This is a genomic window from Streptomyces sp. NBC_00554 (genome assembly GCF_041431135.1).
GTDB lineage: Bacteria > Actinomycetota > Actinomycetes > Streptomycetales > Streptomycetaceae > Streptomyces.
Genome location: NZ_CP107799.1, coordinates 5,041,351 through 5,066,872, shown reverse-complemented (window position 1 = coordinate 5,066,872; position 25,522 = coordinate 5,041,351). Strand labels below are relative to the sequence as shown.

24 protein-coding genes and 2 tRNA genes are annotated in these 25,522 nt (G+C 68.5%); 16 read left to right on the top strand and 10 right to left on the bottom strand.

Translation table 11 applies throughout. From position 1 onward, the window contains the following. Positions 1–100 precede the first annotated feature (100 nt). The 7 genes from gnd (at position 101) to OG266_RS22175 (ending at position 8,723) form a co-directional block, all read left to right on the top strand. Positions 101–976, top strand: a complete 876-nt coding sequence (gene gnd, locus OG266_RS22205) for a phosphogluconate dehydrogenase (NAD(+)-dependent, decarboxylating) (RefSeq protein WP_329546635.1) — start codon at positions 101–103, stop codon at positions 974–976. A 63-nt stretch (positions 977–1,039) separates the two neighbouring features. After that, positions 1,040–2,164, top strand: coding sequence for a DNA replication/repair protein RecF (gene recF, locus OG266_RS22200; RefSeq protein WP_371547993.1), 1,125 nt, complete (start codon positions 1,040–1,042; stop codon positions 2,162–2,164). Beyond that, entirely contained in the window at positions 2,161–2,706 is a 546-nt protein-coding gene (locus tag OG266_RS22195) for a DciA family protein (RefSeq protein WP_329546634.1), read from the top strand. The genes recF and OG266_RS22195 overlap by 4 nt, the downstream gene beginning before the upstream one ends. A 354-nt stretch (positions 2,707–3,060) precedes the next feature. Continuing rightward, positions 3,061–5,121, top strand: a complete 2,061-nt coding sequence (gene gyrB, locus OG266_RS22190; protein ID WP_266458365.1) for a DNA topoisomerase (ATP-hydrolyzing) subunit B — start codon at positions 3,061–3,063, stop codon at positions 5,119–5,121. Between the two features lie 42 nt (positions 5,122–5,163). Then, complete coding sequence (gene gyrA, locus OG266_RS22185) at positions 5,164–7,755, top strand: DNA gyrase subunit A (protein ID WP_371547990.1); 2,592 nt, start codon at positions 5,164–5,166, stop codon at positions 7,753–7,755. A gap of 18 nt (positions 7,756–7,773) precedes the next feature. Beyond that, complete coding sequence (locus tag OG266_RS22180; RefSeq protein WP_266458360.1) at positions 7,774–8,535, top strand: DUF3566 domain-containing protein; 762 nt, start codon at positions 7,774–7,776, stop codon at positions 8,533–8,535. A 111-nt stretch (positions 8,536–8,646) separates the two neighbouring features. Further along, positions 8,647–8,723: transfer RNA gene (locus OG266_RS22175), tRNA-Ile, on the top strand. Between the two features lie 185 nt (positions 8,724–8,908). Here the strand turns inward: OG266_RS22175 and OG266_RS22170 are convergent. Genes OG266_RS22170 through OG266_RS22155 form a run of 4 tightly spaced genes read right to left on the bottom strand, consistent with a single transcriptional unit; the run spans position 8,909 to position 11,599 of the window. Beyond that, positions 8,909–9,490 carry a hypothetical protein gene (locus OG266_RS22170; RefSeq protein ID WP_371547988.1) on the bottom strand — a complete coding sequence of 194 codons (582 nt, stop codon included), beginning with the start codon at positions 9,488–9,490 and terminating at the stop codon, positions 8,909–8,911. Positions 9,491–9,522: 32 nt separating this feature from the next. Then, complete coding sequence (locus OG266_RS22165) at positions 9,523–10,200, bottom strand: WhiB family transcriptional regulator (RefSeq protein WP_329546630.1); 678 nt, start codon at positions 10,198–10,200, stop codon at positions 9,523–9,525. Continuing rightward, positions 10,197–11,009, bottom strand: coding sequence for a BN159_2729 family protein (locus OG266_RS22160; protein WP_371547985.1), 813 nt, complete (start codon positions 11,007–11,009; stop codon positions 10,197–10,199). The genes OG266_RS22165 and OG266_RS22160 overlap by 4 nt, the downstream gene beginning before the upstream one ends. Further along, on the bottom strand, positions 11,006–11,599 hold the full coding sequence (locus OG266_RS22155) for an RNA polymerase sigma factor (RefSeq protein WP_371547983.1): 594 nt from the start codon (positions 11,597–11,599) through the stop codon (positions 11,006–11,008). The genes OG266_RS22160 and OG266_RS22155 overlap by 4 nt, the downstream gene beginning before the upstream one ends. A 436-nt stretch (positions 11,600–12,035) precedes the next feature. Between OG266_RS22155 and OG266_RS22150 the strand changes: the two genes are divergently transcribed. Both OG266_RS22150 and OG266_RS22145 read left to right on the top strand, forming a co-directional pair. Then, complete coding sequence (locus OG266_RS22150; protein WP_266458349.1) at positions 12,036–12,458, top strand: helix-turn-helix transcriptional regulator; 423 nt, start codon at positions 12,036–12,038, stop codon at positions 12,456–12,458. 199 nt (positions 12,459–12,657) lie between these two features. Then, entirely contained in the window at positions 12,658–12,891 is a 234-nt protein-coding gene (locus tag OG266_RS22145; RefSeq protein ID WP_266458347.1) for a hypothetical protein, read from the top strand. 22 nt (positions 12,892–12,913) lie between these two features. Here the strand turns inward: OG266_RS22145 and OG266_RS22140 are convergent, their stop codons facing one another. After that, positions 12,914–13,309, bottom strand: a complete 396-nt coding sequence (locus OG266_RS22140) for a DUF6344 domain-containing protein (RefSeq protein ID WP_371547980.1) — start codon at positions 13,307–13,309, stop codon at positions 12,914–12,916. A gap of 337 nt (positions 13,310–13,646) precedes the next feature. On the opposite strand from OG266_RS22140, the gene OG266_RS22135 reads away from it, so the two are divergent. Beyond that, entirely contained in the window at positions 13,647–13,775 is a 129-nt protein-coding gene (locus OG266_RS22135) for a DLW-39 family protein (protein WP_003999697.1), read from the top strand. A 341-nt stretch (positions 13,776–14,116) separates the two neighbouring features. After that, positions 14,117–15,598 (top strand): hypothetical protein, encoded by a 1,482-nt coding sequence (locus OG266_RS22130; RefSeq protein WP_371547978.1) that lies wholly within the window; start codon positions 14,117–14,119, stop codon positions 15,596–15,598. A gap of 44 nt (positions 15,599–15,642) precedes the next feature. On the opposite strand, the gene OG266_RS22125 is transcribed toward OG266_RS22130, so the two are convergent. Both OG266_RS22125 and OG266_RS22120 read right to left on the bottom strand, forming a co-directional pair. Further along, a complete protein-coding gene (locus OG266_RS22125; protein WP_371547977.1) occupies positions 15,643–17,322 on the bottom strand; it encodes a serine/threonine-protein kinase in 1,680 nt (559 codons plus the stop codon). 209 nt (positions 17,323–17,531) lie between these two features. After that, positions 17,532–18,080 (bottom strand): helix-turn-helix domain-containing protein, encoded by a 549-nt coding sequence (locus OG266_RS22120; protein WP_371547976.1) that lies wholly within the window; start codon positions 18,078–18,080, stop codon positions 17,532–17,534. A 182-nt stretch (positions 18,081–18,262) separates the two neighbouring features. Between OG266_RS22120 and OG266_RS22115 the strand changes: the two genes are divergently transcribed. Next, positions 18,263–18,335, top strand: a tRNA-Ala gene (locus tag OG266_RS22115). Positions 18,336–18,411: 76 nt separating this feature from the next. Here OG266_RS22115 and OG266_RS22110 read toward each other — a convergent pair. After that, positions 18,412–19,632 carry a tyrosine-type recombinase/integrase gene (locus OG266_RS22110; RefSeq protein WP_371547975.1) on the bottom strand — a complete coding sequence of 407 codons (1,221 nt, stop codon included), beginning with the start codon at positions 19,630–19,632 and terminating at the stop codon, positions 18,412–18,414. Next, entirely contained in the window at positions 19,625–20,098 is a 474-nt protein-coding gene (locus tag OG266_RS22105; RefSeq protein ID WP_371547974.1) for a helix-turn-helix domain-containing protein, read from the bottom strand. The genes OG266_RS22110 and OG266_RS22105 overlap by 8 nt, the downstream gene beginning before the upstream one ends. Before the next feature lie 112 nt (positions 20,099–20,210). Between OG266_RS22105 and OG266_RS22100 the strand changes: the two genes are divergently transcribed. The 4 genes from OG266_RS22100 to OG266_RS22085 all read left to right on the top strand — a co-directional run bounded on the left by OG266_RS22100 (position 20,211) and on the right by OG266_RS22085 (position 24,535). Next, the gene (locus OG266_RS22100; RefSeq protein WP_371547973.1) at positions 20,211–20,417 is read left to right on the top strand and encodes a helix-turn-helix transcriptional regulator; all 207 of its coding nucleotides are present in this window, start codon (positions 20,211–20,213) and stop codon (positions 20,415–20,417) included. Then, positions 20,414–21,325 carry a bifunctional DNA primase/polymerase gene (locus OG266_RS22095; RefSeq protein ID WP_371547972.1) on the top strand — a complete coding sequence of 304 codons (912 nt, stop codon included), beginning with the start codon at positions 20,414–20,416 and terminating at the stop codon, positions 21,323–21,325. Before OG266_RS22100 ends, OG266_RS22095 begins: the two co-directional genes overlap by 4 nt. After that, on the top strand, positions 21,322–22,602 hold the full coding sequence (locus OG266_RS22090) for a DUF3987 domain-containing protein (RefSeq protein WP_371547971.1): 1,281 nt from the start codon (positions 21,322–21,324) through the stop codon (positions 22,600–22,602). Before OG266_RS22095 ends, OG266_RS22090 begins: the two co-directional genes overlap by 4 nt. A 502-nt stretch (positions 22,603–23,104) precedes the next feature. After that, the gene (locus OG266_RS22085) at positions 23,105–24,535 is read left to right on the top strand and encodes a phage major capsid protein (protein ID WP_371547970.1); all 1,431 of its coding nucleotides are present in this window, start codon (positions 23,105–23,107) and stop codon (positions 24,533–24,535) included. Positions 24,536–24,830: 295 nt separating this feature from the next. Here OG266_RS22085 and OG266_RS22080 read toward each other — a convergent pair whose 3' ends face one another. Continuing rightward, positions 24,831–25,070, bottom strand: coding sequence for a GntR family transcriptional regulator (locus OG266_RS22080; RefSeq protein WP_371547969.1), 240 nt, complete (start codon positions 25,068–25,070; stop codon positions 24,831–24,833). Positions 25,071–25,522: the final 452 nt, after the last annotated feature.

Sequence of the window (25,522 nt, the reverse complement as noted above, 5' to 3'; positions counted from 1 at the left end):
GAGCGCGTATGCCCACAGGTGTGCGTGAGCGTCCGGGTTTAGGCTCGGACGCAGGTACGAAAGTGCCGTCACGCCACGTCGCAAACCTAAGGAACAACTGATGGAGCTCGGTCTCGTCGGCCTCGGCAAGATGGGCGGCAACATGCGCGAGCGGATCCGCCGCGCAGGCCACACCGTCCTCGGATACGACCGCAACCCGGACCTCGCCGATGTCCACAGCCTGGAAGAGCTTGTGGGCAAACTCAAGGGCCCGCGTGTGGTGTGGGTGATGGTGCCGGCGGGTGCCGCGACCCAGTCCACCATCGATGAGCTGGCCGTGCTCCTGGAGCCCGGCGACGTCGTGGTGGACGGCGGGAACTCCCGCTGGACCGACGACGAGAAGCACGCCGTCGAACTCGGCATCAAGGGCATCGGCTTCGTCGACGCCGGCGTCTCCGGCGGCGTCTGGGGCCTGGAGAACGGCTACGCCCTGATGGTCGGCGGCGACGCCGAGAACATCGCCAAGGTCCAGCCGGTCTTCGACGCGCTCAAGCCCGAGGGCGACTTCGGCTTCGTCCACGCCGGCAAGGTCGGCGCGGGCCACTTCTCCAAGATGGTCCACAACGGCATCGAGTACGCCATGATGCAGGCCTACGCCGAGGGCTGGGAGCTCCTGGAGAAGGTCGGCTCGGTCACCGACGTACGCGAGGTCTTCCGCTCCTGGCAGGAAGGCACCGTGATCCGCTCCTGGCTCCTGGACCTCGCCGTCAACGCCCTCAACGAGGACGAGCACCTCGACAAGCTCCGCGGCTACGCCGAGGACTCCGGCGAGGGCCGCTGGACCGTCGAAGCGGCCATCGACAACTCCGTGCCACTGCCCGCGATCACCGCGTCGCTGTTCGCGCGGTTCGCCTCGCGGCAGGACGACTCGCCGCAGATGAAGATGGTCGCGGCCCTGCGCAACCAGTTCGGCGGCCACGCCGTCGAGAAGAAGTAATCCACAGATCCACAGGCCAAAAGCCCGCGGATCCACAACCCTGGGGGAGGTCGGCGAACGACCATGCACGTCACGCATCTGTCGCTGGCCGACTTCCGCTCCTACGCCCGGGTCGAGGTCCCGCTCGACCCGGGCGTCACCGCCTTCGTGGGCCTCAACGGCCAGGGGAAGACGAACCTCGTCGAGGCGGTCGGCTATCTCGCGACCCTCGGCAGCCACCGCGTCTCCTCCGATGCGCCGCTGGTGCGCATGGGCGCGGACCGGGCGATCATCCGGGCCAATGTGCGGCAGGGCGAGCGCCAGCAGCTCATCGAGCTGGAGCTGAACCCCGGCAAGGCCAACCGCGCCCGCATCAACAGGTCCTCGCAGGTCAGACCCCGTGACGTGCTCGGCATCGTCCGTACCGTCCTGTTCGCTCCCGAGGACCTCGCCCTGGTCAAGGGCGACCCCGGCGAGCGGCGCCGCTTCCTCGACGAGCTGATCACCGCCCGCTCCCCGCGGATGGCGGGCGTCCGCTCCGACTACGACCGGGTGCTCAGGCAGCGCAACACGCTCCTCAAGTCGGCCGCGCTGGCCCGGCGCCACGGTGGCCGCACCATGGACCTCTCCACGCTCGACGTCTGGGACCAGCACCTCGCGCGCGTGGGCGCCGAGCTGCTCGCCCAGCGGCTCGACCTGGTCTCCGCGATCCAGCCGCTGTCCGACAAGGCGTACGAGCAGCTGGCGCCCGGCGGTGGCCCGATCGCGCTGGAGTACAAGCCCTCGTCGCCCGAAATCGTCGGCCACGCGCGCGAGGAGCTGTACGAGCAGCTCATGGCCGCCCTCCTGGAGTCCCGCAAGCAGGAGATCGAGCGGGGCGTCACCCTGGTCGGCCCCCACCGGGACGAACTGCTGCTCAAGCTCGGCCAGCTGCCCGCGAAGGGATATGCGTCACACGGCGAGTCCTGGTCGTACGCGCTGGCGCTGCGCCTGGCCTCGTACGACCTGCTCAGGTCCGAGGGCAATGAGCCGGTTCTGGTGCTGGACGACGTGTTTGCCGAGCTGGACACCCGTAGGAGGGAACGGCTTGCGGAACTCGTCGCTCCCGGCGAGCAGGTGCTGGTGACCGCCGCGGTCGACGACGACGTACCGGGCGTACTGGCGGGGACGCGGTTCGCCGTGTCCGAGGGCGGGGTGGAACGCGTATGACGGAGAACACACCCGACCCGGCAGCGAGCCCCAAGACCCCCGAACCGTCCGGCGTCGACCTCGCGCGCGTGGCCCTGCGCGCCGCGAAAGAGCAGGCACGCGCGCGTGGGGACGCGGCGCAGCAGAAGAAACAGGCGCGGCGCGGCGGTGGCCTGCGCTCCGGCGCGCGCGCCGACGGGCGCGACCCGATGGCGCTCGGTGCCGCCATCAACCGGCTGCTCACCGAGCGCGGCTGGGAGACGCCTGCCGCGGTGGGTGGCGTGATGGGCCGCTGGCCGGAGATCGTCGGCGACGCGATCGCCACGCACTGCAAGCCGGAGCGATATGACGAGGAAGCGCGAGAGCTGACCGTCCGTTGCGACTCAACGGCGTGGGCCACCGAAATCAGGCTGCGTGCCCCGCAGTTGGTCGCGCGACTGAACGAGGACCTGGGGCACGGCTCGGTGCGCCTGATCAAGGTTCAGGGTCCCGGTGGTCCCCCTCGCCGCTTCGGTCCCCTGCGCGCCCCCGGAAGCAAGGGTCCCGGCGACACCTACGGGTGATCGGGACAGGCCGGAACCGTCGGCCGCGGTTGCCCGCGTGCGGTTGCGAACACCGACCTGACTCGGCAGTAGCCAAGGGTTGACACCCGGAAGCGCTGAGTGCCGCTGTGAGCCTCTTTGAGCCCGGGTCCGCATATGGGGAGTCGGCCGAGACCGGTTCAGGGCGGCACATGCGGACTCAGGTACCGGCAAACCCCCATCACACTCGGCGCTACCGGTAGACTGGAAGCTAATCCCGCCCCACTTGTGGGACGCACCGAGCAACGCTGACTAGGGCTTACCAACGCAACACGCCGCAGCCGCTCCGGCCACCCGTCAGGAGCTTGGCTTGTGCTGTGCCAGAAAGGGCGCTTCGTGGCCGATTCCGGCAACCCCAACGAGAACATCCCGTCCACCGACGCCGGCGTCAACGCCGAGGCCATTACCTCGCACGGCGAGGTCACAGCCTCGTACGACGCCAGCGCCATCACCGTCCTCGAGGGTCTGGACGCGGTCCGCAAGCGACCCGGTATGTACATCGGCTCGACAGGCGAGCGCGGACTGCACCACCTCGTGCAGGAGGTCGTCGACAACTCCGTCGACGAGGCGCTGGCCGGCCACGCGGACACCATCGACGTCACGATCCTGGCCGACGGCGGCGTGCGCGTGATCGACAACGGTCGTGGCATCCCGGTGGGCATCGTCCCCTCCGAGGGCAAGCCGGCCGTCGAGGTCGTGCTCACGGTGCTGCACGCGGGCGGCAAGTTCGGCGGTGGCGGTTACGCCGTGTCCGGCGGTCTGCACGGCGTGGGTGTGTCCGTCGTCAACGCCCTGTCGACGAAGGTCGCCGTCGAGGTCAAGACCGACGGGTACCGCTGGACGCAGGACTACAAGACGGGCGTCCCGACCGCCCCGCTGGCCAAGCACGAGGCCACGGACGAGACCGGCACCTCCGTCACCTTCTGGGCCGACGGCGACATCTTCGAGACCACCGAGTACTCCTTCGAGACGCTCTCGCGGCGCTTCCAGGAGATGGCGTTCCTCAACAAGGGCCTGACCATCAAGCTCACCGACGAGCGCGACTCGGCCAAGGCGACCGCCGGGGCGGACGAGGCGGGCGCCGATGAGAAGGACGAAGTCAAGACCGTCACGTACCACTACGCGGGCGGCATCGTCGACTTCGTGAAGTACCTGAACTCCCGCAAGGGAGACGTCGTCCACGACACCGTGATCGACATCGAGGCCGAGGACAAGGAGCGCCTGCTCTCCCTCGAGGTCGCGATGCAGTGGAACAGTGGCTACAGCGAGGGTGTGTACTCCTTCGCCAACACCATCCACACGCACGAGGGCGGCACCCACGAAGAGGGCTTCCGGGCCGCTCTGACGGGTCTGATCAACCGGTACGCGCGCGACAAGAAGCTGCTGCGCGAGAAGGACGACAACCTCACGGGTGACGACATCCGCGAGGGTCTGACCGCGATCATCTCGGTCAAGCTCGGCGAGCCGCAGTTCGAGGGCCAGACCAAGACCAAGCTGGGCAACACGGAGGCGAAGACCTTCGTGCAGAAGGTCGTGCACGAGCGCCTGACGGACTGGCTGGACCGCAACCCGAACGAGGCTTCGGACATCATCCGCAAGTCCATCCAGGCGGCCACCGCGCGCGTGGCGGCCCGCAAGGCGCGTGACCTCACCCGCCGCAAGGGCCTGCTGGAGTCGGCGTCCCTGCCGGGCAAGCTCTCGGACTGCCAGTCGAACGACCCCACCAAGTGCGAGATCTTCATCGTCGAGGGTGACTCCGCCGGCGGCTCGGCCAAGTCCGGGCGCAACCCGCAGTACCAGGCGATCCTCCCGATCCGAGGAAAGATCCTCAACGTCGAGAAGTCGCGGATCGACAAGATCCTGCAGAACCAGGAGATCCAGGCGCTGATCTCGGCCTTCGGCACCGGAGTCCACGAGGACTTCGACATCGAGAAGCTCCGCTATCACAAGATCATCCTGATGGCGGACGCCGACGTCGACGGCCAGCACATCAACACCCTGCTGCTGACGTTCCTGTTCCGCTTCATGCGGCCGCTGGTCGAGGCCGGGCACGTGTTCCTGTCGCGTCCCCCGCTGTACAAGATCAAGTGGGGTCGCGACGACTTCGAGTACGCGTATTCCGACCGTGAGCGCGACGCGCTGATCGAGCTGGGCAAGCAGGCCGGCAAGCGCATCCGCGAGGACTCGGTCCAGCGGTTCAAGGGTCTCGGCGAGATGAACGCCGAGGAGCTGCGCATCACGACCATGGACCAGGAGCACCGCGTCCTCGGCCAGGTCACCCTCGACGACGCCGCCCAGGCCGACGACCTGTTCTCGGTCCTCATGGGCGAGGACGTCGAGGCGCGCCGCGCGTTCATCCAGCGCAACGCCAAGGACGTCCGCTTCCTCGACATCTGAGTCGGTCTCAGCTGACCGCAGCAGAAAGGATCTTCACCAGCAATGGCCGACGAGAACACTCCCAGTACGCCTGAAGAGGGCGTCATCGCCCAGCGCGTCGAGCCCGTCGGGCTCGAGACGGAGATGCAGCGCTCGTATCTCGACTACGCGATGTCCGTCATCGTGTCGCGTGCGCTGCCCGACGTCCGGGACGGCCTCAAGCCCGTCCACCGCCGCGTCCTGTACGCCATGTACGACGGCGGCTACCGGCCCGAGAAGGGCTTCTACAAGTGCGCCCGCGTCGTCGGCGACGTCATGGGCAACTACCACCCGCACGGCGACTCCTCGATCTACGACGCGCTGGTCCGCCTCGCGCAGCCGTGGTCGATGCGGATGCCGCTCGTGGACTCCAACGGCAACTTCGGTTCCCCGGGCAATGACCCGGCCGCCGCCATGCGGTACACCGAGTGCAAGCTGATGCCGCTGTCCATGGAGATGGTCCGTGACATCGACGAGGAGACCGTCGACTTCACGGACAACTACGACGGCCGCTCCCAGGAGCCGACCGTTCTGCCGGCCCGCTTCCCGAACCTGCTGATCAACGGCTCGGCGGGCATCGCGGTCGGTATGGCGACCAACATCCCGCCGCACAACCTGCGTGAGGTCGCGGCCGGCGCCCAGTGGTACCTGGAACACCCCGAGGCCTCGCACGAGGAGCTCCTGGACGCGCTGATCGAGCGCATCAAGGGCCCCGATTTCCCCAGCGGTGCCCTAGTAGTGGGCCGAAAAGGGATCGAGGAGGCGTACCGCACGGGCCGTGGCTCCATCACGATGCGCGCGGTCATCGAGGTCGAGGAGATCCAGAACCGCCAGTGCCTGGTGGTCACGGAACTCCCCTACCAGGTCAACCCGGACAACCTCGCGCAGAAGATCGCCGACCTGGTGAAGGACGGCAAGGTCGGCGGCATCGCCGACGTCCGCGACGAGACGTCCTCGCGCACCGGCCAGCGCCTGGTCATCGTGCTGAAGCGCGACGCGGTCGCCAAGGTCGTCCTGAACAACCTGTACAAGCACACCGATCTGCAGTCGAACTTCAGCGCCAACATGCTGGCGCTGGTCGACGGCGTCCCGCGCACGCTGTCGCTCGACGCGTTCATCCGCCACTGGGTGAGCCACCAGGTCGAGGTCATCGTCCGCCGTACGCGCTTCAGGCTGCGCAAGGCCGAGGAGCGCGCGCACATCCTGCGTGGCCTCCTGAAGGCCCTGGACGCCATCGACGAGGTCATCGCGCTGATCCGGCGCAGTGACACCGTCGAGATCGCGCGCGAGGGCCTGATGGGCCTCCTGGAGATCGACGAGATCCAGGCGAACGCCATCCTCGAGATGCAGCTGCGCCGACTGGCAGCCCTGGAGCGCCAGAAGATCGTCCAGGAGCACGACGAACTCCAGGCGAAGATCACCGAGTACAACGCGATCCTTGCTTCGCCGGTGCGTCAGCGGCAGATCATCAGCGAGGAACTGACCGCGATTGTCGACAAGTTCGGCGACGACCGCCGCTCCAAGCTGGTCCCCTTCGACGGCGACATGTCCATGGAGGACCTGATCGCCGAAGAGGACATCGTCGTCACCATCACGCGCGGTGGCTACATCAAGCGCACCAAGACCGAGGACTACCGCTCGCAGAAGCGCGGCGGCAAGGGCGTACGCGGCACGAAGCTGAAGCAGGACGACATCGTCGACCACTTCTTCGTGTCGACGACGCACCACTGGCTGCTGTTCTTCACGAACAAGGGCCGCGTCTACCGCGCCAAGGCGTACGAGCTTCCGGACGCCGGCCGTGACGCGCGTGGCCAGCACGTCGCCAACCTGCTGGCCTTCCAGCCGGACGAGCAGATCGCACAGATCCTCGCGATCCGTGACTACGCGGCGGCGCCCTATCTGATCCTGGCCACCAAGGGCGGCCTGGTTAAGAAGACGCCTCTTAAGGATTACGATTCCCCGCGCTCGGGCGGCGTCATCGCGATCAATCTCCGTGAAACGGAGGACGGTTCCGACGACGAACTGATCGGAGCCGAACTCGTTTCTGCCGAGGACGATCTGCTTCTGATCAGCAAGAAGGCACAGTCGATCAGGTTCACGGCGACGGACGACGCACTGCGTCCGATGGGCCGCGCCACCTCGGGCGTCAAGGGCATGAGCTTCCGCGAGGGAGACCAGCTGCTCTCGATGAATGTTGTTCGACCCGGTACGTTCGTGTTCACTGCTACAGACGGTGGGTACGCGAAGCGGACCAACGTCGACGAGTACCGCGTCCAGGGTCGCGGTGGCCTGGGCATCAAGGCCGCCAAGATCGTCGAGGACCGTGGCTCTCTGGTGGGCGCGCTGGTGGTCGAGGAGACCGATGAAATCCTTGCCATCACGCTGTCCGGTGGTGTGATTCGTACGCGAGTCAACGAGGTCAGGGAGACGGGCCGTGACACCATGGGCGTCCAACTGATCAACCTGGGCAAGCGCGATGCCGTCGTCGGTATCGCTCGTAACGCCGAGGCCGGTCGTGAGGCGGAGGAAGTCGACGGCGAGGACGCCGTGGACGAGACCGCCGAAAGCGTCGAGGCCGTCGGTACGGAAGAGGGCGAGCCGTCCTCGGCCGAGTAGCGCGAGGAGTGAGGCAGCGTGAGCGGAGCCACGGGCGCCGGATCGACCGGTACGGAAACGGACGGCGGCCGTGGCCCCGCCATGGATGCGACTGACTCCCATGACTCTCATGGATCCCAGGGGGGAACTGTGACGGACACCCGAGGCCCGCAGGCCCAGCAGTACGTGGGCGGGGAGGCCCCGGCAGGACCGCCTCCGCCGCCCGGTTCGCCGGTGGCCGGGACGCCGCACCAGGGTTCGCCCCTGCCCGGTTCCCCGTTGCCTGCTTCGCCTTTGCCCGGTTCGCCGTTGCCGGGCGAGCGGCAGCCGTCGCAGCCCGCGCAGCCGTATCACCCGCCGCAGGCCTACCCGGCGCAGCCGCCGTCTGGCGCGGTCCGCCGGCCGCGCACCGGCGCGCGCACGATGCCGCGGACGCGCAAGGCGCGGCTGCGGGTCGCCAAGGCCGACCCGTGGTCGGTGATGAAGGTCAGCTTCCTGCTCTCCATCGCTCTCGGCATCTGCACGATCGTCGCGGCCGCGGTGCTGTGGATGGTCATGGACGCGATGGGCGTCTTCTCGACGGTCGGCGGCACCATCTCCGAGGCCACGGGCTCGAACGAGTCGAACGGCTTCGACCTGCAGTCGTTCCTCTCCCTGCCGCACGTCCTGATGTTCACGTCGGTCATCGCGGTCATCGACGTCGTCCTCGCCACCGCGCTCGCCACGCTCGGCGCGTTCATCTACAACCTCTCCGCCGGCTTCGTCGGCGGCATCGAGCTGACGCTCGCAGAGGACGAATAAGCACGAGCGAGCGGCCTCTCAAACGTCCGCCGACTATCGATTTTGGGACTGGCCGCGTCGTGCGCTAATCTTCAGAGGTCAGCGCGCGGGACGAACACCGCAAAGCGCGGCGGGGCTATAGCTCAGTTGGTTAGAGCGCATCCCTGATAAGGATGAGGCCACAGGTTCAAATCCTGTTAGCCCCACCAGCATGAAGACCCCCAACCGATTGTGGTTGGGGGTCTTTGTCATGGTGCGGACCCGGCCGGCCGCACAGCGGCCCATGGCCATTGACGAGCCCGGCGGATCGGACGATCCGCCGGGCTCGTGTGTTCCGGTCGACGTGCCTCCCGAGCCTGCCGACCGGAGTGCGGGGAGCGCAGGCAGGGTTCTGTCAGGCGCGGCGGCGCAGTTCCTCGACGACCGTCGCCACGCCCTCTTCCAGGGCCAGTAGGCGTGTGTGCCGGCGGAGGTGCGCGTACTTCGCCTCCGTCTCACGGTCGTCCGCACGCGCGCGTGCGTTCACCGGCTCGACGGTCTCCACGTGGTGCGTGTGGCGGAACAGGGGGATGTCCCTGGGCGCGACGAGCCAGGACATCTGCCTGCCCCCGGCCACCAAGTGCAGGACGTGCCGGCCGTCCCCGCCGGTGCTGCATCCGGCGAGGACCGAGGTCGCCGGATGCAGCACCGCGAGCCACGCGAGGAGATGCGCCCGTTCCCGCTCGAGACTCTCGCACTGCTGCTCGTAGGCGTCGGCGTGCTGCTGCCAGCGAGTCACCTCCGACACCTCCCCGCCGGGCGTCTGCGGGTCGGCCGGCGGGGGCTGGGCGGGGACACCGGCCTGTTCCCGCGTCGAACGGCGCCGGAAGGCCGCTTCGAGGAAGCCCTGGAACCGGCCGGCGGCACCGTGGCGTCGTGGGCCGGATCGCGGCCGGTCAGCCGGTTCCGGGGGCGAGGGCGTGACGGATGTGGACATGGGTTGCTCCGGGTTGCGATCCAGGACGAGGCTCACTGGGGCGGGGTCCGCGTTCCGCACCCACTGTCTACGGGCGGTTCGGTGGGCCGGGGTCGGATCGGCGCCCAGCGCCACGAGCTGGACCGGCCGTGCTGTTCGCCGGGCGGCGGCCGGCCGGCGGAGCGCAACGTCGACCCGGTACGCCGGTAAATGCTGGCGCCACGGGCGTTGGCGGCCCGACAGGCGTCGTCGGGCGGCTCCCCCTTGCGTACGTGCCGCTGGTAGGCCGCACGGGTTCCGCACGGCGCGATTTCCTCGCGCGGGGGAGCCACCCGGGCGGGTGGAGCCGACGGCACCTCGGCCCGTCGAGTGCGCCGCTTGTCCAGCTCGTGGCGCTGGGCGCCGGTGAGGCCCGCGGCGATGCCCGCGCGGTCGGACGCGGGGAGTCCGGCCTCACGGTGCAGCACGGCCACACGGCACTCCTGAAGAACCAGGCAGGAGTTGCAGATGGCGATGGCGGTCGCCCGCGTCCTGTCGGAGAACCACAGCTCGGGATCCTCGTTCCGGCACGTGGCACTCAGCCCCCAGTCCGGTGCGCCGCAGTCCGCTTCCGCGTGACGCGCAGCCGTCCGTTGCCACGACCCGCCGGTGCCAGGGACGACGGCCTCGGCGGACTCCGCGGGACGCTTTCCGGCCGCCGACGCCCGGAATCTGTCGCCGTAGGCCCTCACCGAGCCTGCTCGCTCGGTGTCGCGGTCACGGTCGTGGCGTCCTGTACGGCCGGTTTGCTCATCTCGAGCTCACCGGCCGCGTCGGCGACAACCGGCCGTAACGGATCCTGTGCGGGAGTCAACGGGCCCAGATGCGCTGCCACGTTGGGGAGCGAGCACCGCTCCGGACGGCCGTCCAGCGACAGCAGGGGCATGCCGTCGTGGCCGCGCCAGCCCTGGAAGTACCAGACCTGCCCGTGCGCATCGCACTGAGGAACCGTCAGGTCGTACACCCGCCCGCCGAACTCGAACGCCCGCGCCGCCTCCGGGCTCCTCGGGTTGGGCGACGGCGGTGGGAGCTCGTACGCCACCACCGATACTCGTACTCCTTCGTGGAGGCACTCACCGATGACCGCATCTGGCAGCAGCCGCTCGCCGTCGTGCGTGATGCCGAAGTGCGAGCGCCACCGCTTCCACTGGTCCTGATGGCTGACCAGGAGTACGACGCGCACCTGGTCGCCGTTCGCCTGGACGCTCTGGAAGTCCTGGTGCCGGCCGATGCGCTGCTCGATGGCGGCCGCGACGAGACGTGCATGCCGGCAGGACGTGTCCCAGGCGTGCGCCTGCCGTTCCAGTTCCGTCATCTGCCGAGGCCCGCGCGACCAACCCCCGGTCGCGGTGCGGTGCAGCACGATGCCGTAGGACTTTTCGGGGTCGACCAGGAGCTGTTCGCCGTCGAGGGCATGGGCCGCGGCCGTGACCGGATCGGTGCCACCGGCCTCCATGACCGTACGGATCACCCGTGCGGCGTGCGGAAGGTTCCTGTTCACGCGGCGCTCGCCTCCGTGGCCGTTCGCAGCTTCTGCATCGCCCGGAAGGTCAGTCCCCTGACCGCGCCGATGCTGCGCCCCATGGTGTGTGCGGTCTCGGCGGACGACATCTCGCCGATGTAGCGCAGCTCCAGGCACTGCCGCTGCTGCGGGCTGAGCGTGTGCAGGGCGTTCTGTACGGCGGTGAGCGCCTCGACCGCCTCCAACTCGCGCAGCGCCGTGGACTCGGCGCTGCGGTCGTGTACGTCGCTGTCCTCGAGTTCGGGGACCAGTGTCTCCAGCCGGGTGCGGCTCGTCCGTACCTCGTCGAGATGCAGGTTCCTGGCGATGGCGAGCAGCCAGGCGGTGAACGCCGCCCCCTGCCATGTGTACGAGGTGATGCGGCGCAGCGCCCGTGCGAAGACCTCCTGGGTGAGGTCCTCGGCCAGGTGGCGGTTCCGCGTCCGGAAGAGGAGGTAGCGGAACACGAAGCGCTGGTGCTGGACATACAGGGCGGCGAACGCCTCGCGGTCGCCCGCGCGGGCCCGGGCCACCAATTCGGGCTCCGCTGCTCGCGGCGTCCCGGTGTCACGTCTGATCTGTGCGGACACGAACTGTGTGCTCCTTTGTCACAGAGGCTTGTGGACTCGTCTTAAGGACGGGTGGATCGTGTGGGTCGAGGTGGTCGAGGTGGTCGAGGTGGTCGCTTCAGGAGGCGCGGCCTTCGTCATCCATATCCAATCTTCATGTAGATGTAGATTATTGGGGTAAGGGACGCGTGCGGCGGCAGCTGTCGCGCACGGCATGCTCAGGCGATTCGGTGACGCGTGGGCGTCGATGGGATGTAGGGAGGTCGAGTGGCCCACGGTGTCTACACTATTCATGTAGATGTAGATTTAGTCAAGAGGGAAAGCCCATGTGGGCCGAGGGTCTCAGGGGCATGCTGTAGCACGCGGGTAGAGCTGAATGCTTCCTGTTCCCGGAAAACCGCATGTCGATCTGCGATCTACTTGCGCATGTGGATGTTGTTGGTTGATGCTCGGAAACGTGACCAAAGGCCCTCATCCATCCGGCGAACTCGGCTCCGGCGAGGACTTCGCCCACAGGGGTGAAGACCTGGCTGCCCTGCTGGAACGCCTTCTTGCCCAAGCGCAGGGCCGGACGCAGAAGGATCTGGCCGAGCAGGCCGGCATCTCGTACCCGACGCTCAACGCGTGGGTGAACCGGACCCGTGGAACGTCCCGCATCGACCCCGACAAACTGCGGGCGATGGTGGAGGTGTTCCGTCGCTGGGGTGTGAAGACCACGCCGCGGGAGTTCTTCGCCTCCGTCGGACGACCGGTACCCGGTCCCAGTGGCGATGAACGGGAGGCTCAGCTGCTGCGGCTCTACCGGCAGCTGCCCGAGTCCAGGCAGCGTGACCTGGTCAAGAACGCCGAGGCGATGCTCCAGCTCAGCCGCGCCATCTGAAGGACACTGGCACAGCTCCGACTTGGGTGATTTGTCTCCACGTTCTCCCCGGTGTGGCACATCTCTGTGGAATATCCCGAGAGCGGATATATGGCGCACGGGCCGCGAGTACGATCGGTAGTCCGCTGGCCTCCCGGAGCGGGATCACTTCATGCTTTTGTGCACCCCTGGGGAGGTAGCTGTGTGCATCCTGATTTGCGTGGCGGACGACCTGCCGAAGATCGCCATCTGGGACCCCGACGAAATGAGCATCCTGGTCGCGCGGGGCAGCGAGACAGCCGAACTGTTCCGGGAACTACAGGAGATCCTCACGATCGACCTGGGCGCACCGGCCACCGCCGAGGCGGCGCTGTTCTGCTTCTGCGGCACACGCGTCGAACTGCCTGGCGAACTCGCGCTACAAGGTTCCGGCAGATCTGCTGACGCCCTCTGACGTACAGGCCGGCACATGCTGGTCATCGGGCGCCGGCGGGGCAGTCGACCGTGCTGGTGGATCCGGTTTCCGTCGTCGAGCCTGCTGTGACGGAAGAGTCGGTCGTCGCGGCCTCGGTTGCGTCCAGCGTCTCGGCAGCGGTCGCGTCCAGCGGCGGGCGATGGCGGCAGGACGGGGACGAACCGTGGGCCTCGGCTCGGATGCGCTGCTTCATTGTCGGAGGCAGGCCCCGATCATGTGCTCCGGACCAGACGGGCGCCGCCGGAACCATCACGGCCGGGGTCCCGGCGTTGCGGACGGGCCCTGACTGAGGTACGGCCGCGGCTGCGGTCGTAGTGACGAATCCGGCCGCTGTGAACACGGCGAGGAGGAGCGTGACGATGGCGGTCCACAGCTTCATGACCTGATTCCTGGCCATGGTCCCTCACTTTCGGGTTGGGTGATTTGCGTACTTTCCTCATGATGTGTATAGGGGTCGCCAAGTGGTGGACCACGCCCGGCGTGTGTCGATCTTCCGATGAACAGTCACTCGGACGGGCGCATGAGGCCCGAAATCTGGAGAAGAGGGAGCCGAAGCGGGCGCAGTCACCTTCCGAAGGGGGGCGATCACCCTTTGATCGGAGCGGTTCCCCACGCCCCTAATGCGCTGTCCTGGTGGCGAGTTGGCCGCCGACGCAGGTCACCGATCGATATCGGTCGGTGTGTATAGTCGGGCGCCAGAGGTCCCCTACGTCAAGGAAAGACGAGGTCGCGCGGTGAAGAAGCTCCTCCTGGTCGCACTGGCCGCCATCGGCGGGCTCCTCGTGTACCGCCAGATCCAGGCGGATCGCGCCGAGCAGGATCTGTGGACGGAGGCGACTGACTCCGTGCCTACGGGTTCGTGAGTATCGACAACAGTCGAGACAGCAGTCTCAGAGCAGACCCCGGCCGCCTCGCGGTCGGGGTTTTGTGTTGCTCTGGAAGCCCTCGCTTCACGTGAGCAAATAAATTCATCGCGCTGGCAAATTCGAGTGCTACGGAGAGGGCTCTTTCGGCCGCTCGTCCGAATAGCGCGGATAGCGAGGCGCCGGGCGGGGCAGGATGGGCCACGATCCGGGGCCACGGATACCTGTACGGGGGCTGGGCGTACGGCCCGGACATGCCTATGGACATGGCTACGGACATGCCTACGGATATGTATAGGGACAGGCATAGGGGACAGGCCTGCTACGAGGGGTGGCGCGTGATGGGGCGGCGCACGGTGCGGTGGCGCGCGATGTCGATGCACGGCCGGGCGCTCGCGGCCACGACAGCGACGGCGATCGCGCTGGCGGTAGCGGTTGCCGTAGCGGCAATGTGCGTGACCGTCACACTGCCGGGCCAGGCCGCCGCTGCCGGTTCACAGGTGGGGACCGCCGGTACGCCGAAGCCGTACGCCTTCGGCGAGGACGCCATCCCGGTCGAAGGCACCGCGGACACCACCAACTCCGTACGCCTGGACCCGGGAAAGGCGTACAAGAGCTCCATACCGAGGGACGGCAAGCTCTACTACCGCCTCCAACTCGACGCCACGTCCAACGCGTACGTCTCAGCCACCGCCATCCCCAGGGCGGGCGAGACCGTCACTTACGCGGACGCCGTCAAGGTGTCGGTGCAGGACGGCAACAGCCGCAACTGCTCCTTCTCCGAGACCGCGCACTTCGGTGCCACTCAGAGCTCCCGCCCGATCGCCGCCTGGGCCTCGCGCGAGACAGACGGCGACCGGTACGCCTGCCAGACGGCGGGGACGTACTACGTGGTCGTCGAGCGCAGTGGTACGACAGGTTCCTCCTCCGGGGACTGGGACCTGGAGCTCGGCTTCGTGTCGGAGCCCAGCCTTAAGAAGGCCGGTTCGACGACCGCACCCGAGACCTGGAACTCCGCGTCGCCCAACGCCCTCGCGGGAGAACCACAGTCCCGACTGGGTGGTGCGGGCTTCACCAAGGCGACCGCCCTGAAGCAGGGAGTCTGGCAGGACACGATCAGCCCCGGCCAGACCCTCTTCTACAAGGTGCCGGTCGACTGGGGACAACAGCTCTACACCACCGCCGAACTGGGCAGTTCGAACAACAGCGGCAACGGCTATGTGGGCACGGCCCTGGTCATGTCCCTGTACAACCCCGTTCGCGGTTTCGTCGACGACGTCGGCTCCGGATACGACGGCAGCCAGCGCTCGTCCGCGCTGGATCCGCTGCCTCCCGTCGCCTACGACAACCGCTACGCCCTCAGCGACCGCGTGACCGCGATGAGGTTCCCCGGCTCGTACTACCTCGTCGTCCATCTCGCCTCGCAGGTCGCCGACAAGTTCGGTGACGGACCGTTCGGGCTGACACTGCGCGTGCGCGTGGACGGCACCGCGCAGACGGGGCCGGCGTACGCGGGGCAGGCACAGCCCCGGGACGCGTTCGACGTTCCGTCGGGGGACATCGAGGACGCGGTGGGTGGCGCGGGCGGGCCCGGCGGCGGTAGTGCTGGCGAGAGCGATAGCGGAACGATGAAACTGATTGCCGTGGGTGGGATCGGCGCGGGGAGTGTCCTGGTGCTGACGCTCGGTATGTGGACCGTCGTTGCGCGGCGACGGGCAGGGACGGCGGCGGGCGCGGGGTCGGCGGTGGTGGAGGAGGCGGATACGGTTCCGGCACCACCGGCTTCGGCTTCGAGGGAGCATGGGGCGCCGCGGTACCCGTAGGACCGTGGAACCGGCTGCGGGGCCGCTGACTTGGGACGCTCCGATCAGATCTGGGTCAACGCCCAGAAACCCACCGCGAAGCAGGCCAGTGCGAGAAGCAGGACCGGCACGGCCACCTTCGCGGGAGGCCCTGGGCGCGGCCGCGCCCGCCTGGCGCGATGCTCCGCGATTGCTCCCACCGGATGCGGAACCTGCGGGGACCGAGCGGTGTATGAACCAGTAGAGGCGTACGCGTGCTGCGGCATCGCGGCGGACGGGGACACGGGCTGATGGGGGGAGGCCACTTGCGTGGGGGTTGGAGTGGGGGTCGGTTCGAAAGGCGGAGCGTAGAGGGGAGTTGGAGCCGGGAGCGCGACCGAGGTGGGGGGAGTGGGCGGCTGCTCAGGCTGGTGCGGCATTTGGTGGGGGGCGCGGTATTGCTGCGTCTCGTGCCATGCCTGCTGGGGCTGGGGCTGCCCCTGGTGCTGCGGCTGTGTGTGAGGGGCGGCCGCATGGGGTGGCGGCAGGTGGAAACTTCCGGTCTCGGACATCGCGGACGGCTGTGGGGGGACAGGGTCGGGACTGGGGTGGGGTGCGGGGGCCGAGGGGGGAGCACTGGGATCAGGATTCGGCCGTACGTTGCTGGGGATAGACCCCGGCCATGTGGCACCGGAGACGGGTCCCTGAGAGAGAGTGCCCGAGCCGCGCTGCCATGGCTCGGAGCCGGAGCCGGAGCCGGAGCCAGTCGCAAGGCCAGCGGCAGGGTTGGCCCCCGAGGGATCGTCCCCTGGGCCGAGTTGCGTCGCTGTGGAAGCCGAGTGCGGTCGGGGCGGTACTCCAGCCGCGCGCACCCCCGGTGTGGCCCTCAGCGGTCCCTCCGGGCCGAACCCCTCCGGGAGCGGCCCGAGTTGGTCGAAGACGTCGACCAGCTCGTCGTCAGGGCTCGGTTCCGGCAGCAGCTCGGCGGCCGAAGCGAGCGCCTTGCGCGCCCCCGTGGCGGTACGGAACCGCGCCTGCGGGTCGGGCTGCACCAACGTGGCCACGACCTGCCACAGCGGCTCGGGAATGCCTCGCGGAGCCGCAGGCGTGCCGTTCGCCGCGAAGTACTCGATCAGGGCCTTGGCATCGGGTTTGGCGCCCTCCAGCAGATACAGGGCGACGAGACCTACAGCGAACAGATCCGCGGGGAAGTCCGGATCGGCGCCCAGCATCTGCTCGGGCGCGAAGTAACCGGGCGTCCCCACCACGTAGTTGGTCTCCGTGAGCCGTGGCTCGCCCAGCCGCATCGCGATGCCGAAGTCGGACAGCCGCAGCCGTGGCCGGGCTCTGCCGGTGGCCTCCAGCAGGATGTTGGCGGGCTTGATGTCGCGGTGCACGACCCCCTCGGCGTGCACTGCGGTGAGCCCGGCCAGCAACTGGTCGAGCAAGGTGCAGACGAAAGACGGCGGCAGGGGACCGTAGTCCGCGACGAGATGGACCAGCGAACCGCCGGCGACCAGGTCCATGGTGAACAGAACCTTGTCGTCGTCGGCGGCCCAGCTGGCGGGAGCAAGGACATGCGGATGGTCGATCCGGAGCGCCTGCTCCCGCACGAAGCGCAGCAGCGCGTGCGCGTCGCTCTGCTGCAGCACCTTGGCGGCCACATACCGGCGCCGCCGATGATCCCAGGCGCGCCAGACGGCACCGACTCCCCCACGCCCGATCGGGTCGACCAGCTCGTACCGACCCGCGAAGACCTCACCCATGGTCGTGCGTCGCCCCCCTACGGCGGTCGGTCCGGTGACCTCTTCCGACGTGCACGGACGCCTGGACCTCTGTGAAGTGCCGGATGACCGGTACTCCGTGGAAGCGCCCGGCCGCGTGGACCTCGATGAGGTGCCCGGCTGCCTGACGTGCGGTGTCCGGAGGCATCGCGAGCCTCCAGGTGCCGGGTGTGCGGCGGCCGGGCCTCGGCTCAGCTCTGGTGCGACTGGTAGTGCGCGACCGCGTCCGAGGTGCGTCCTGCCCCGTACACCCGGAGGAACTCTGCCAGTTCCGGGTGGGTCGGGGCGAGAGTGTCCGCCGCTTCGATGATGTCCCCCGCGGCTGCCACCGAGCGCAGCAGTGACTGGATCTCGCGGACAACCCGCTTGACCGTGGGCGCACCCGAACTGCTCGTCGACTGTGTGGTGTTGCTGAGCACGGAGCCCCCCTGAGACTTCTTGATCTCGTCCATGCGCTCGGTTGCCTCCGCGGCGCTGACGCTGCCGTCCACGACCTGCCCCGCCAGGTCCTGCAACAGCTGCACCCGCTGCACCACCGCGGGATTGCCGATCTTGGCGCGCTGACCGCTCATCAGCTGCGACAACATGGGCGCGGACAGGCCCAGCACCCCGGCAAGACGCGCCTGGTTGAGTCCCAGATCGTCTATGAGCCTACGGAAGAGCGCCCCCAACGGCTCCCCGTACCAGTTCCGCTGCAGCTCCCGGGCTCTCGCGGTTGCTTCCTGCTGTGCGGCGTCCATTTGCGTCTCCCCATCGCTTCCCCAAATACCGCGGTTCGCTGTCGCGAACCACGTCGAGCATCTTACGGAGAGTGGTCGTCCACGGGGACCCCCAATCTTTTTGCGAGATCCCGGGGGTGACCCGGTACTCTGGTCCCCGGCGCCAGTCGAAAGGGGTACTTTCGGCCGGACGCTCCTCTTCCGGGGCCTTAGCTCAGTTGGTAGAGCGCTGTCTTTGCATGGCAGATGTCAGGGGTTCGACTCCCCTAGGCTCCACTCCAGGTCACAGGCCGTTTTCGGGTCCCTCCCACGGGAGGGACCCGGGGCCGCAGTACACATTCAGTACACATGCCTAGTGATCTTCCTTTGCTGCGGCGTACCTCGTGACGATCGTGGCCACGTCCCGCAGAGCGTCACGCCGTCCCCGCTCGCGGTCGAGCCGGTCGGCCACCTCGTCGAGCCGGTCCGGGAACAGGTGCCCGTAGGTGTCGAGCGTCATCGCCGCGGACTTGTGCCCGAGCATGGTCTGTACGACCTTCACGTCCGCGCCGCTGGCGATGCCCAGGGAGGCCGCGGTGTGCCGCAGCTTGTGCGGCGTCACTCCCTTGTTGGCCAACCCCGCAGTCTTCACGGCTGGGTTGAACACACGGGTGCGGAAGTTGTCGCCGTACAGCGGGCCGCCGGCCGGGGCGGTGAACAGCAGGTCGCCCGCGTCGCGGTCCTTCGTGACCTTCTCCAGTTCGAGAGCGAGGGACCGCAGGATCGGCACCTTCCTGCGCTCATGCGTCTTTGGCAGACCGAGGATCAGGCCGTCACGCGTCTTCTTGTACGCCTGCCGCACCGCGAGGCGTCGCGCCGTCGTGTCGACAGCGCCCACAGTCACGGCGGACACCTCGCCCCAGCGCAACCCGGTGTAGGCGAGCAGGAGCAGTAGGAGCCGGTACTCCCCCGCAGCCTCGGCGAGCCGGTCGACCTGGGCGTGCGTGAGGTAGACGTGATCCTGTGGCACCGGTCGCGGAAGCGGGACGCCGGCCGCAGGGTTCACCGCGATGCGCTTTGCCCGCACCGCATGCCCGAGGACGAGGGACAGGACCAGGTGGACCTTCTGGGTTCGCCCGGGGCCGACTTTGCGGCACCCGTGCGAGCCCTCGGCGAGGTGGCCGACCCACTCGGCTATGTCCTCCCACTCGATGCGCCGCACCTGGTAGTCGCCCCAACGAGGTTCGACGTGCACGCGCCACGTGTCGAGGTACGTCTCACGAGTGGTCGGCTCCAGGCCCCCGAGGGTGCCCTTCCACTTCTCGTAGACGTCCGTCAACGTTGCCTTGCCCGCGGACGCGTCCCGGTACGAGCCGTCCCGCATCTTGGCCTCGACCTCGTGAACGTGGTTCTCCGCCTCGGGCAGCTTGGCGAACGTGGCCGACTTCGGCTTGGCGTCCGGCCCGTACCAGCGGACCCGCCACCGGCCCGGTGCCTGGCGCCTGCTACCGGCCTTCTTCGCGGCCTTCCACTTCTCCATGGCCGCCTGGTACTCGGCGTGATTCGCGCGGTCCTCGATCCAGACCCTAGCCATCGCTCTCCCCCTCTTGGGCTCGTTGGCGCTCCTTGGCCAGCTGGAAGGCCAGCCGCTCGAACTCCTCTTCCGGCGCCTCGGTCATGTAGTCCCGCGCGTTCATCCCCGGTAGCGCCTGCTGGCCCTTGATGTAGTTCCGCCAGATCAGCGCCAGCCCCTCCGCGTCCGGACTGCCCTTCCACGCGCCAGGCAGGGGCAGTTCCTCGGGAGGGAGTGGCTTGCTGAGCAGGTGGACGGGTGCGACGCCCAGGGCGACCGCCAGCGCGATCAGCTCGTCCACGGTCACGAAGCGCCGGCGCCTGCCCTCCTTGTCACGACGACCGGTCTCGATGTTCGACACCGATTGCGTCGTGATCTCGGGTGCCCCGATGTCTGCGCACCGCTGCGCCAGCTGGGAAGCGGTGAGCCCGCGTTTGCGTCGGATCTCGCGGATGCGCTCCGCTGCGATGTCACTGTAGCTCGTCACAACGACGAATCTAGACGCACACTTGACGAGTTGCAAGCCCTTGAGGGAAGATCCGGGCAACAAGGCGCGTCGATTCGACGTGCTGCACGTCGATTCAACGAGGATCGGTGACATGGCGGACCGGATGCTCACTCCCAAGCAGGTCGAGACCGAGTACGGCGTAGCGGCAAAGACGCTGGCCAACTACCGGTGGCAGGGCATCGGGCCCAGCTACGTGAAGACGAACCCCAGCAAGTACGGCCGCGTGAAGTACCGGCGCAGCGCCGTAGAGGCCTGGCTCAACGCACAGACCGTGCAGGCCGGGGGCACGGCGGCATGACGAGAAACACGAACGCCCCCACCGAAGCGGGGGCGTCGCGGGGGCGCCTGGAAACGACCACTGCCAGCGTAGCGCCCCTCGACGGCGCGCTGTGGCTCGTCCGGCACGGCTTCCCCGTCTTCCCCTGCGACCACCCCGCACTCACCCGCTGCGCAGGCCTCCACAAGACGTGCGACGGATCCCGCGGCAAACACCCGGCCGTAGCCTTCACCCGAGCCTGGACGCTCGACGAACGCCGCGTCCACGAGACCTTTGCCCGCGGACTCCGGAACCCCGCCGTAGCCGTAGGCGCCTGCTCGGGACCTGACGGGACGCGGCTCGTCGTCGTCGACAGCGACCGCCCTGGGGCCATCGAGGACGTAGCAAGCGCCCGCGGCGAGCAGTGGCCGGCCACCATGCGCGTCTGGACCGCCAAGGGGCACCACGACTACCTGTGGGCCCCCGCCGCGCTCAAGCTCGGCAATGGACTCGGCGCCCTACAAGGGCAGTTCGAGGGCGACGTCCGGGCGGGCAACGCCTACGTCATCGGCCCCGGATCGCTCCACGCGTCCGGCGTCCTGTACGAGGTGGACGACCCAGGACGCCCGCCCGCCCTCGCCCCGCCCTGGCTCCTGGACGCGCTCGTCACCAAGCCCACGTTCGCCCCGCAGAGGGCGCGTTGGCGGGACGCGTCCCGGCAGGCGTCTCGCAGCGCCCGCGGCCTGGTCGCGTTCGTCCTCGACTCCCGTCCTGGCGACCGCAACAACCGACTGTTCTGGGCCGCTTGCCGAGCGGCCGAGGACGCCCAGGACGGCCGCGAGGACGCCCGCGGCGAACTCCTCGCCGCGGCCGTTCAGGCAGGCCTCGACGAGCGGGAAGCGCTCGCCACGATCCGATCCGCGTACCAGCGCACGGGAGCCACTGCATGAACGACCAGGACGCGGCAGGACGCGAGGGCGGGCCGTCGCCGACCGGGCGTCCCTGGCCCGTCCTCGGACAGGACGCCTACCACGGGCTGCCGGGCCGAATCGTCCGCGCGATCGACCCGCACACCGAAGCGGACCCCGCCGCGATGCTCTTCACCCTGTACGCCGCGTCCGGCGCGTACATCGGTCGGACGCCCCACATGTACGCGGGAGCCGAGGAGCATGGCGCCCGTATCTGGCCGCTCGTCATCGGCCGCACCGCGGGCGGGGTCAAGGGCACTTCGTGGGCGGAGATCCGGCAGGTGATGCGAGCAGCCGCCCACGACTTCACTCACGGCCACGTCGCCGGCGGCCTCTCCTCGTCGGAGGGACTGATCTACGCGGTGCGCGACGGTGGAGATCCTGACACCGCAGACGACGACAAGGGGTTCGATCCCGGGGTCAGTGACAAACGGCTGCTCGTCGTCGAGACAGAGTTCGCCTCGGTCCTGGCCCAGGGCAAGAGGGACGGAAACACGCTGCTGCCGCTCATCCGGCAGGCCTGGGACGGCGGCACGCTGCGCACCATGACCGTGCACCCCCGGGTAGCGACCGAGCCGCACATCGTCATCGTCGGGCACATCACGCCGACCGAGCTCCGCGTGAAGCTCAGCGAGGCTGAGCGGGCGGGCGGCACGATGAACCGCTTCCTGCCCGTCATGTCGAAGCGGTCCAAGCTGCTGCCAGACGGCGGGCAGTTGGAGCAGGCGACCGTGAAGGCGCTCGGCGCGGAGCTGGCGGCCGTCATGGACAAGGCGCAGGGAATCGGCCGGATGAGCCGCAGCCTCGACGCACACGAGCACTGGGTGCAGCTGTACACCCGGCTCGCATCCGACCATGCCGGGGACGGGCGCGTTGCCCAGGTCGTTGCCCGTGCCGCGCCGCAGGTGCTGCGGCTGTCCGTCATGGCGGCCCTGCTCGACGGCTGCGACTACATCGACCTGCCGCACATGAAGGCGGCAGAGGCGATGTGGGACTACGTCGAAGACTCCGCCTGGTACGTCTTCAGCGAGGGCTCGGGGAACACCGACCTCGACCGGCTGAAGCTGTTCGTCGACGCGGCCGGCCTCGATGGCGTCACGCGCACGCAGGTGGTCGCCGAGTGCTTTGGCAGGAACCGGAAGGCCGCGCAGATCGATGGGCTGTGGGCACAGCTCCTCTCCCTACCTGGTTACGAAGAGCGACAGGAAGCCACGGGAGGCAGGCCGGTCAAGTGGATCCGACGAACTAAGCCGCAATAACGAAAGAAGCAGGTCAGGGCTCATGACTTACCGCTGACTTAGTTCGTAGGTACGAAAGAAGTAACCAGGAAGTCAGGGCCGTGACCTGCATAGTTCGTAACTTCCGCTTAGTTCGTACCTCCCGCCCACCTCCTCGGCCCACCATCGCGGCGACTACACAACGTGAGCACGACGGAAGCTCGGAGCCTTTTACAAATCGGACATATCTCAACCCCGCGCCCAGCTGGCATTATTCTCTCCCCGGGCCCAATGACCTCCGCGATCATGGCGGATCCATACCAATTGGCCGGTCAATCGCCTACTCTTGGATCAGTTCGGCGGAGGTCATGCTCCTGTCCAAACGGTGCAGCGGGTCCCTGGCGCTACGGCCTCGGGGACCCGCATCCGAAGAACCCCGCTCGTAGCGGATTGCTCGAGTTCCGGTCCGGCGCCAAGGCCTCGGACGGCCGACTGATCTGGACAGCACACCCGTCCATCAGCCATGCCGTCCCCAGGAGGGGCCGTGACCACGCTTCAGGAACTCACCACCAGAGCCACCCAGCAGCGCGACGCCGCGCAGACCGCGGTCGACCGCGCACAGGCTGAGCTGGCTTCTCTCCGCGAAGACCCGAACCTGACCACCGAGATGGTCCGCAGCACGGTTGCGACCCGCGACGCGGCGGACCGGTCGCTCGCCGAGGCACAGAGCAGCCTCGACGGACTCCTGTCCGCGCAGCGTGAGGAAGACGAGGTGCAGCAGCAGTACCGGCAGACCTCTCCCGCCGCCAACCGCGCCCCGGCCTACGACCGGGTCGCCCGGGTCGGCGCCGAGGAACGGACCTACCAGGGCCCGCAGGCCAGCCGTGACGGCCGCGGGGTCAACGGCCCCGACTTCCTGCGGGACCTGTACGACTACCAGGTGAAGCGCGACCCGGGCGCGGGTGGCCGCCTGGAGCGGCACGGCCAGGAGGTCGAGCGGCTCGACCCGATGTTCGCTCAGCGCATGACCGGCACGGGCGCGGTGTCCGGCTTTGTGCCGCCTCAGTACCTGACTGACCTGTTCGCCGAGTTCGCCCGCGCCGGCCGGCCGCTGGCGAACCTCTGCTCGGGCATCCCGCTCCCGGAGACGGGTATGGAGGTCGACATCCCGCGCGTCACGACGGCCACCACTACGGCCGTACAGACCGCCGAGGGTGGAGCGATCGGGAACACCGACCTCGACGACACACTGTTGGCCGCTCCGGTCCGCACGGTGGCCGGCTACACCGACGTGTCCCGGCAGGCCATCGAGCGCGGCGTCATGGTCCAGTCGCTGGTGTTCGGCGACCTGGCCGCGGACTACAACGCCAAGCTGGACACCCAGCTCATCAACGGCTCGGGTGCGTCCGGCCAGCACACGGGCGTGCTGAACGTCGTCTCCATCAACGGCATCACGTACACCGACGCGTCGCCGACGATCCCGGAGCTGTGGCCCAAGCTGGCCGACGCGGCCGGGCAGGTGATGGGGCAGCGGTTCACCGGCCCCACCGCGTTCGCCATGCGGTCGAACGTGTGGGCGTGGATCCTCGCTCAGGTCGACACCGCGGGCCGCCCGCTCGTCGAGCCGGGCACGATCGCCGTCAACCCGATCGCCGTGGCGTCCACGCGGCCGGTCGACTACACGGTGACCGCGGTCGGCTCGCTGTTCGGCGTCCCCGTCGTCCTCGACAACAACATCCCGAACAACCTCGGGGCGGGCACGAACGAGACCCGGATCATCGCCGCGGACTTCCGTGACCTGATCCTCATGGAGGACGACTCGGCGGCGCCCGTGCAACTGCGGTTCGACGACGTGCTGTCCGGCACGCTTCAGGTGCGGCTGCTGGCCTACGGCTACTCGGCGTTCGCGGCCGGCCGCCAGCCGAAGGCCATCAGCGTGATCAGTGGAACCGGGCTCATCGTCCCGGCCCTCTGACCGCAGGTAGAGGGGTCCCGGTCTCGGCGGAGACTGGGACCCCTTTGCCGTGCCCGCTCAGGTAGAGGGGGGCCTCTACCCCGGTAGCGGGGTCGGTCATGGGGTCTGACCAGGGCCGTAGAGGGGGTAGAGGGGGTACGGGCCTACCCCCCGAAACTCGAAACTTGGCAGGTCAGGCCCGATATCGGGGGCGAAACCGGTTTCGGGTGGAGGCGAAACCACAGGCAGGGCCGAAACCGGCTGTACCTGACGAGAGGTACAGCGGGTACGGCGGTGTACCTCGCCCGGGTACAGCTCAGGTACGCGTACCCGGAGCGACGACGAACGTCCCCTTGTTGGGCAGGGTGACGGCGAGGCCGCGTTCCCGCAGCTCCTGGACGGCCCGGCGTGCGGTGCCCGGGGCCACGCCGTACTGGGTGCCCATGTCGCGCTCGTTCGGCAGGCGCGCGCCGTGCGGTAGGCGACCGGACCGGATCTCTTCCTCGACCTGGTTCGCGACGCGCACGTAGACGTACTGGAACGGGTCCTCGCTCATGATCTGGAACGTATGGCTCGCCCTCGCCCCCGGCATCCGCAGGTGGTCACCTATGGCCCCATGGGGTCCCCTGTAGTGGCATGTAGCGGTAGCGTCTGAGCAGCGAAAGGCCCCCGCGGCCGTGACGGGCCCGGGGGCGTGGACGACGCTTCGAGGGAGCGACGACATGGACGAGGCTACAGACGGCCGGACGGCTGGCAAAGACGCGCACATGCAGGGGCCGGCGGCCCTGGCGTACCGTGCACTCCTTGAGCACACGCAGGCCTGCGAGCAGTGCGTAGACGATTCCCGCAAGTGCCCTACGGGCAGGGCCCTGGTGCGCACTCTGCGGGGGGCGCGGCGGCCCGCGTAGCGTCTGGCTCGAGCCGCTCACAGACGCGGAACCCCCGGTGCAGGAGAGGCCCGGGGGTTCCGCTCATTGAGGGGGGAGGCGGTGAGGGAGGCAGGGAGTT

Bases quoted from the DNA above. Each gene is read 5' to 3' on its own strand.
- gnd (WP_329546635.1), top strand. From the start codon at position 101: ATGGAGCTCGGTCTCGTCGGCCTCGGCAAGATGGGCGGCAACATGCGC.
- recF (WP_371547993.1), top strand. From the start codon at position 1,040: ATGCACGTCACGCATCTGTCGCTGGCCGACTTCCGCTCCTACGCCCGG.
- OG266_RS22195 (WP_329546634.1), top strand. From the start codon at position 2,161: ATGACGGAGAACACACCCGACCCGGCAGCGAGCCCCAAGACCCCCGAA.
- gyrA (WP_371547990.1), top strand. From the start codon at position 5,164: ATGGCCGACGAGAACACTCCCAGTACGCCTGAAGAGGGCGTCATCGCC.
- OG266_RS22170 (WP_371547988.1), bottom strand. From the start codon at position 9,490: ATGTCCACATCCGTCACGCCCTCGCCCCCGGAACCGGCTGACCGGCCG.
- OG266_RS22140 (WP_371547980.1), bottom strand. From the start codon at position 13,309: ATGGCCAGGAATCAGGTCATGAAGCTGTGGACCGCCATCGTCACGCTC.
- OG266_RS22130 (WP_371547978.1), top strand. From the start codon at position 14,117: ATGGGGCGGCGCACGGTGCGGTGGCGCGCGATGTCGATGCACGGCCGG.
- OG266_RS22125 (WP_371547977.1), bottom strand. From the start codon at position 17,322: ATGGGTGAGGTCTTCGCGGGTCGGTACGAGCTGGTCGACCCGATCGGG.
- OG266_RS22120 (WP_371547976.1), bottom strand. From the start codon at position 18,080: ATGGACGCCGCACAGCAGGAAGCAACCGCGAGAGCCCGGGAGCTGCAG.
- OG266_RS22110 (WP_371547975.1), bottom strand. From the start codon at position 19,632: ATGGCTAGGGTCTGGATCGAGGACCGCGCGAATCACGCCGAGTACCAG.
- OG266_RS22100 (WP_371547973.1), top strand. From the start codon at position 20,211: ATGGCGGACCGGATGCTCACTCCCAAGCAGGTCGAGACCGAGTACGGC.
- OG266_RS22095 (WP_371547972.1), top strand. From the start codon at position 20,414: ATGACGAGAAACACGAACGCCCCCACCGAAGCGGGGGCGTCGCGGGGG.
- OG266_RS22090 (WP_371547971.1), top strand. From the start codon at position 21,322: ATGAACGACCAGGACGCGGCAGGACGCGAGGGCGGGCCGTCGCCGACC.
- OG266_RS22080 (WP_371547969.1), bottom strand. From the start codon at position 25,070: ATGAGCGAGGACCCGTTCCAGTACGTCTACGTGCGCGTCGCGAACCAG.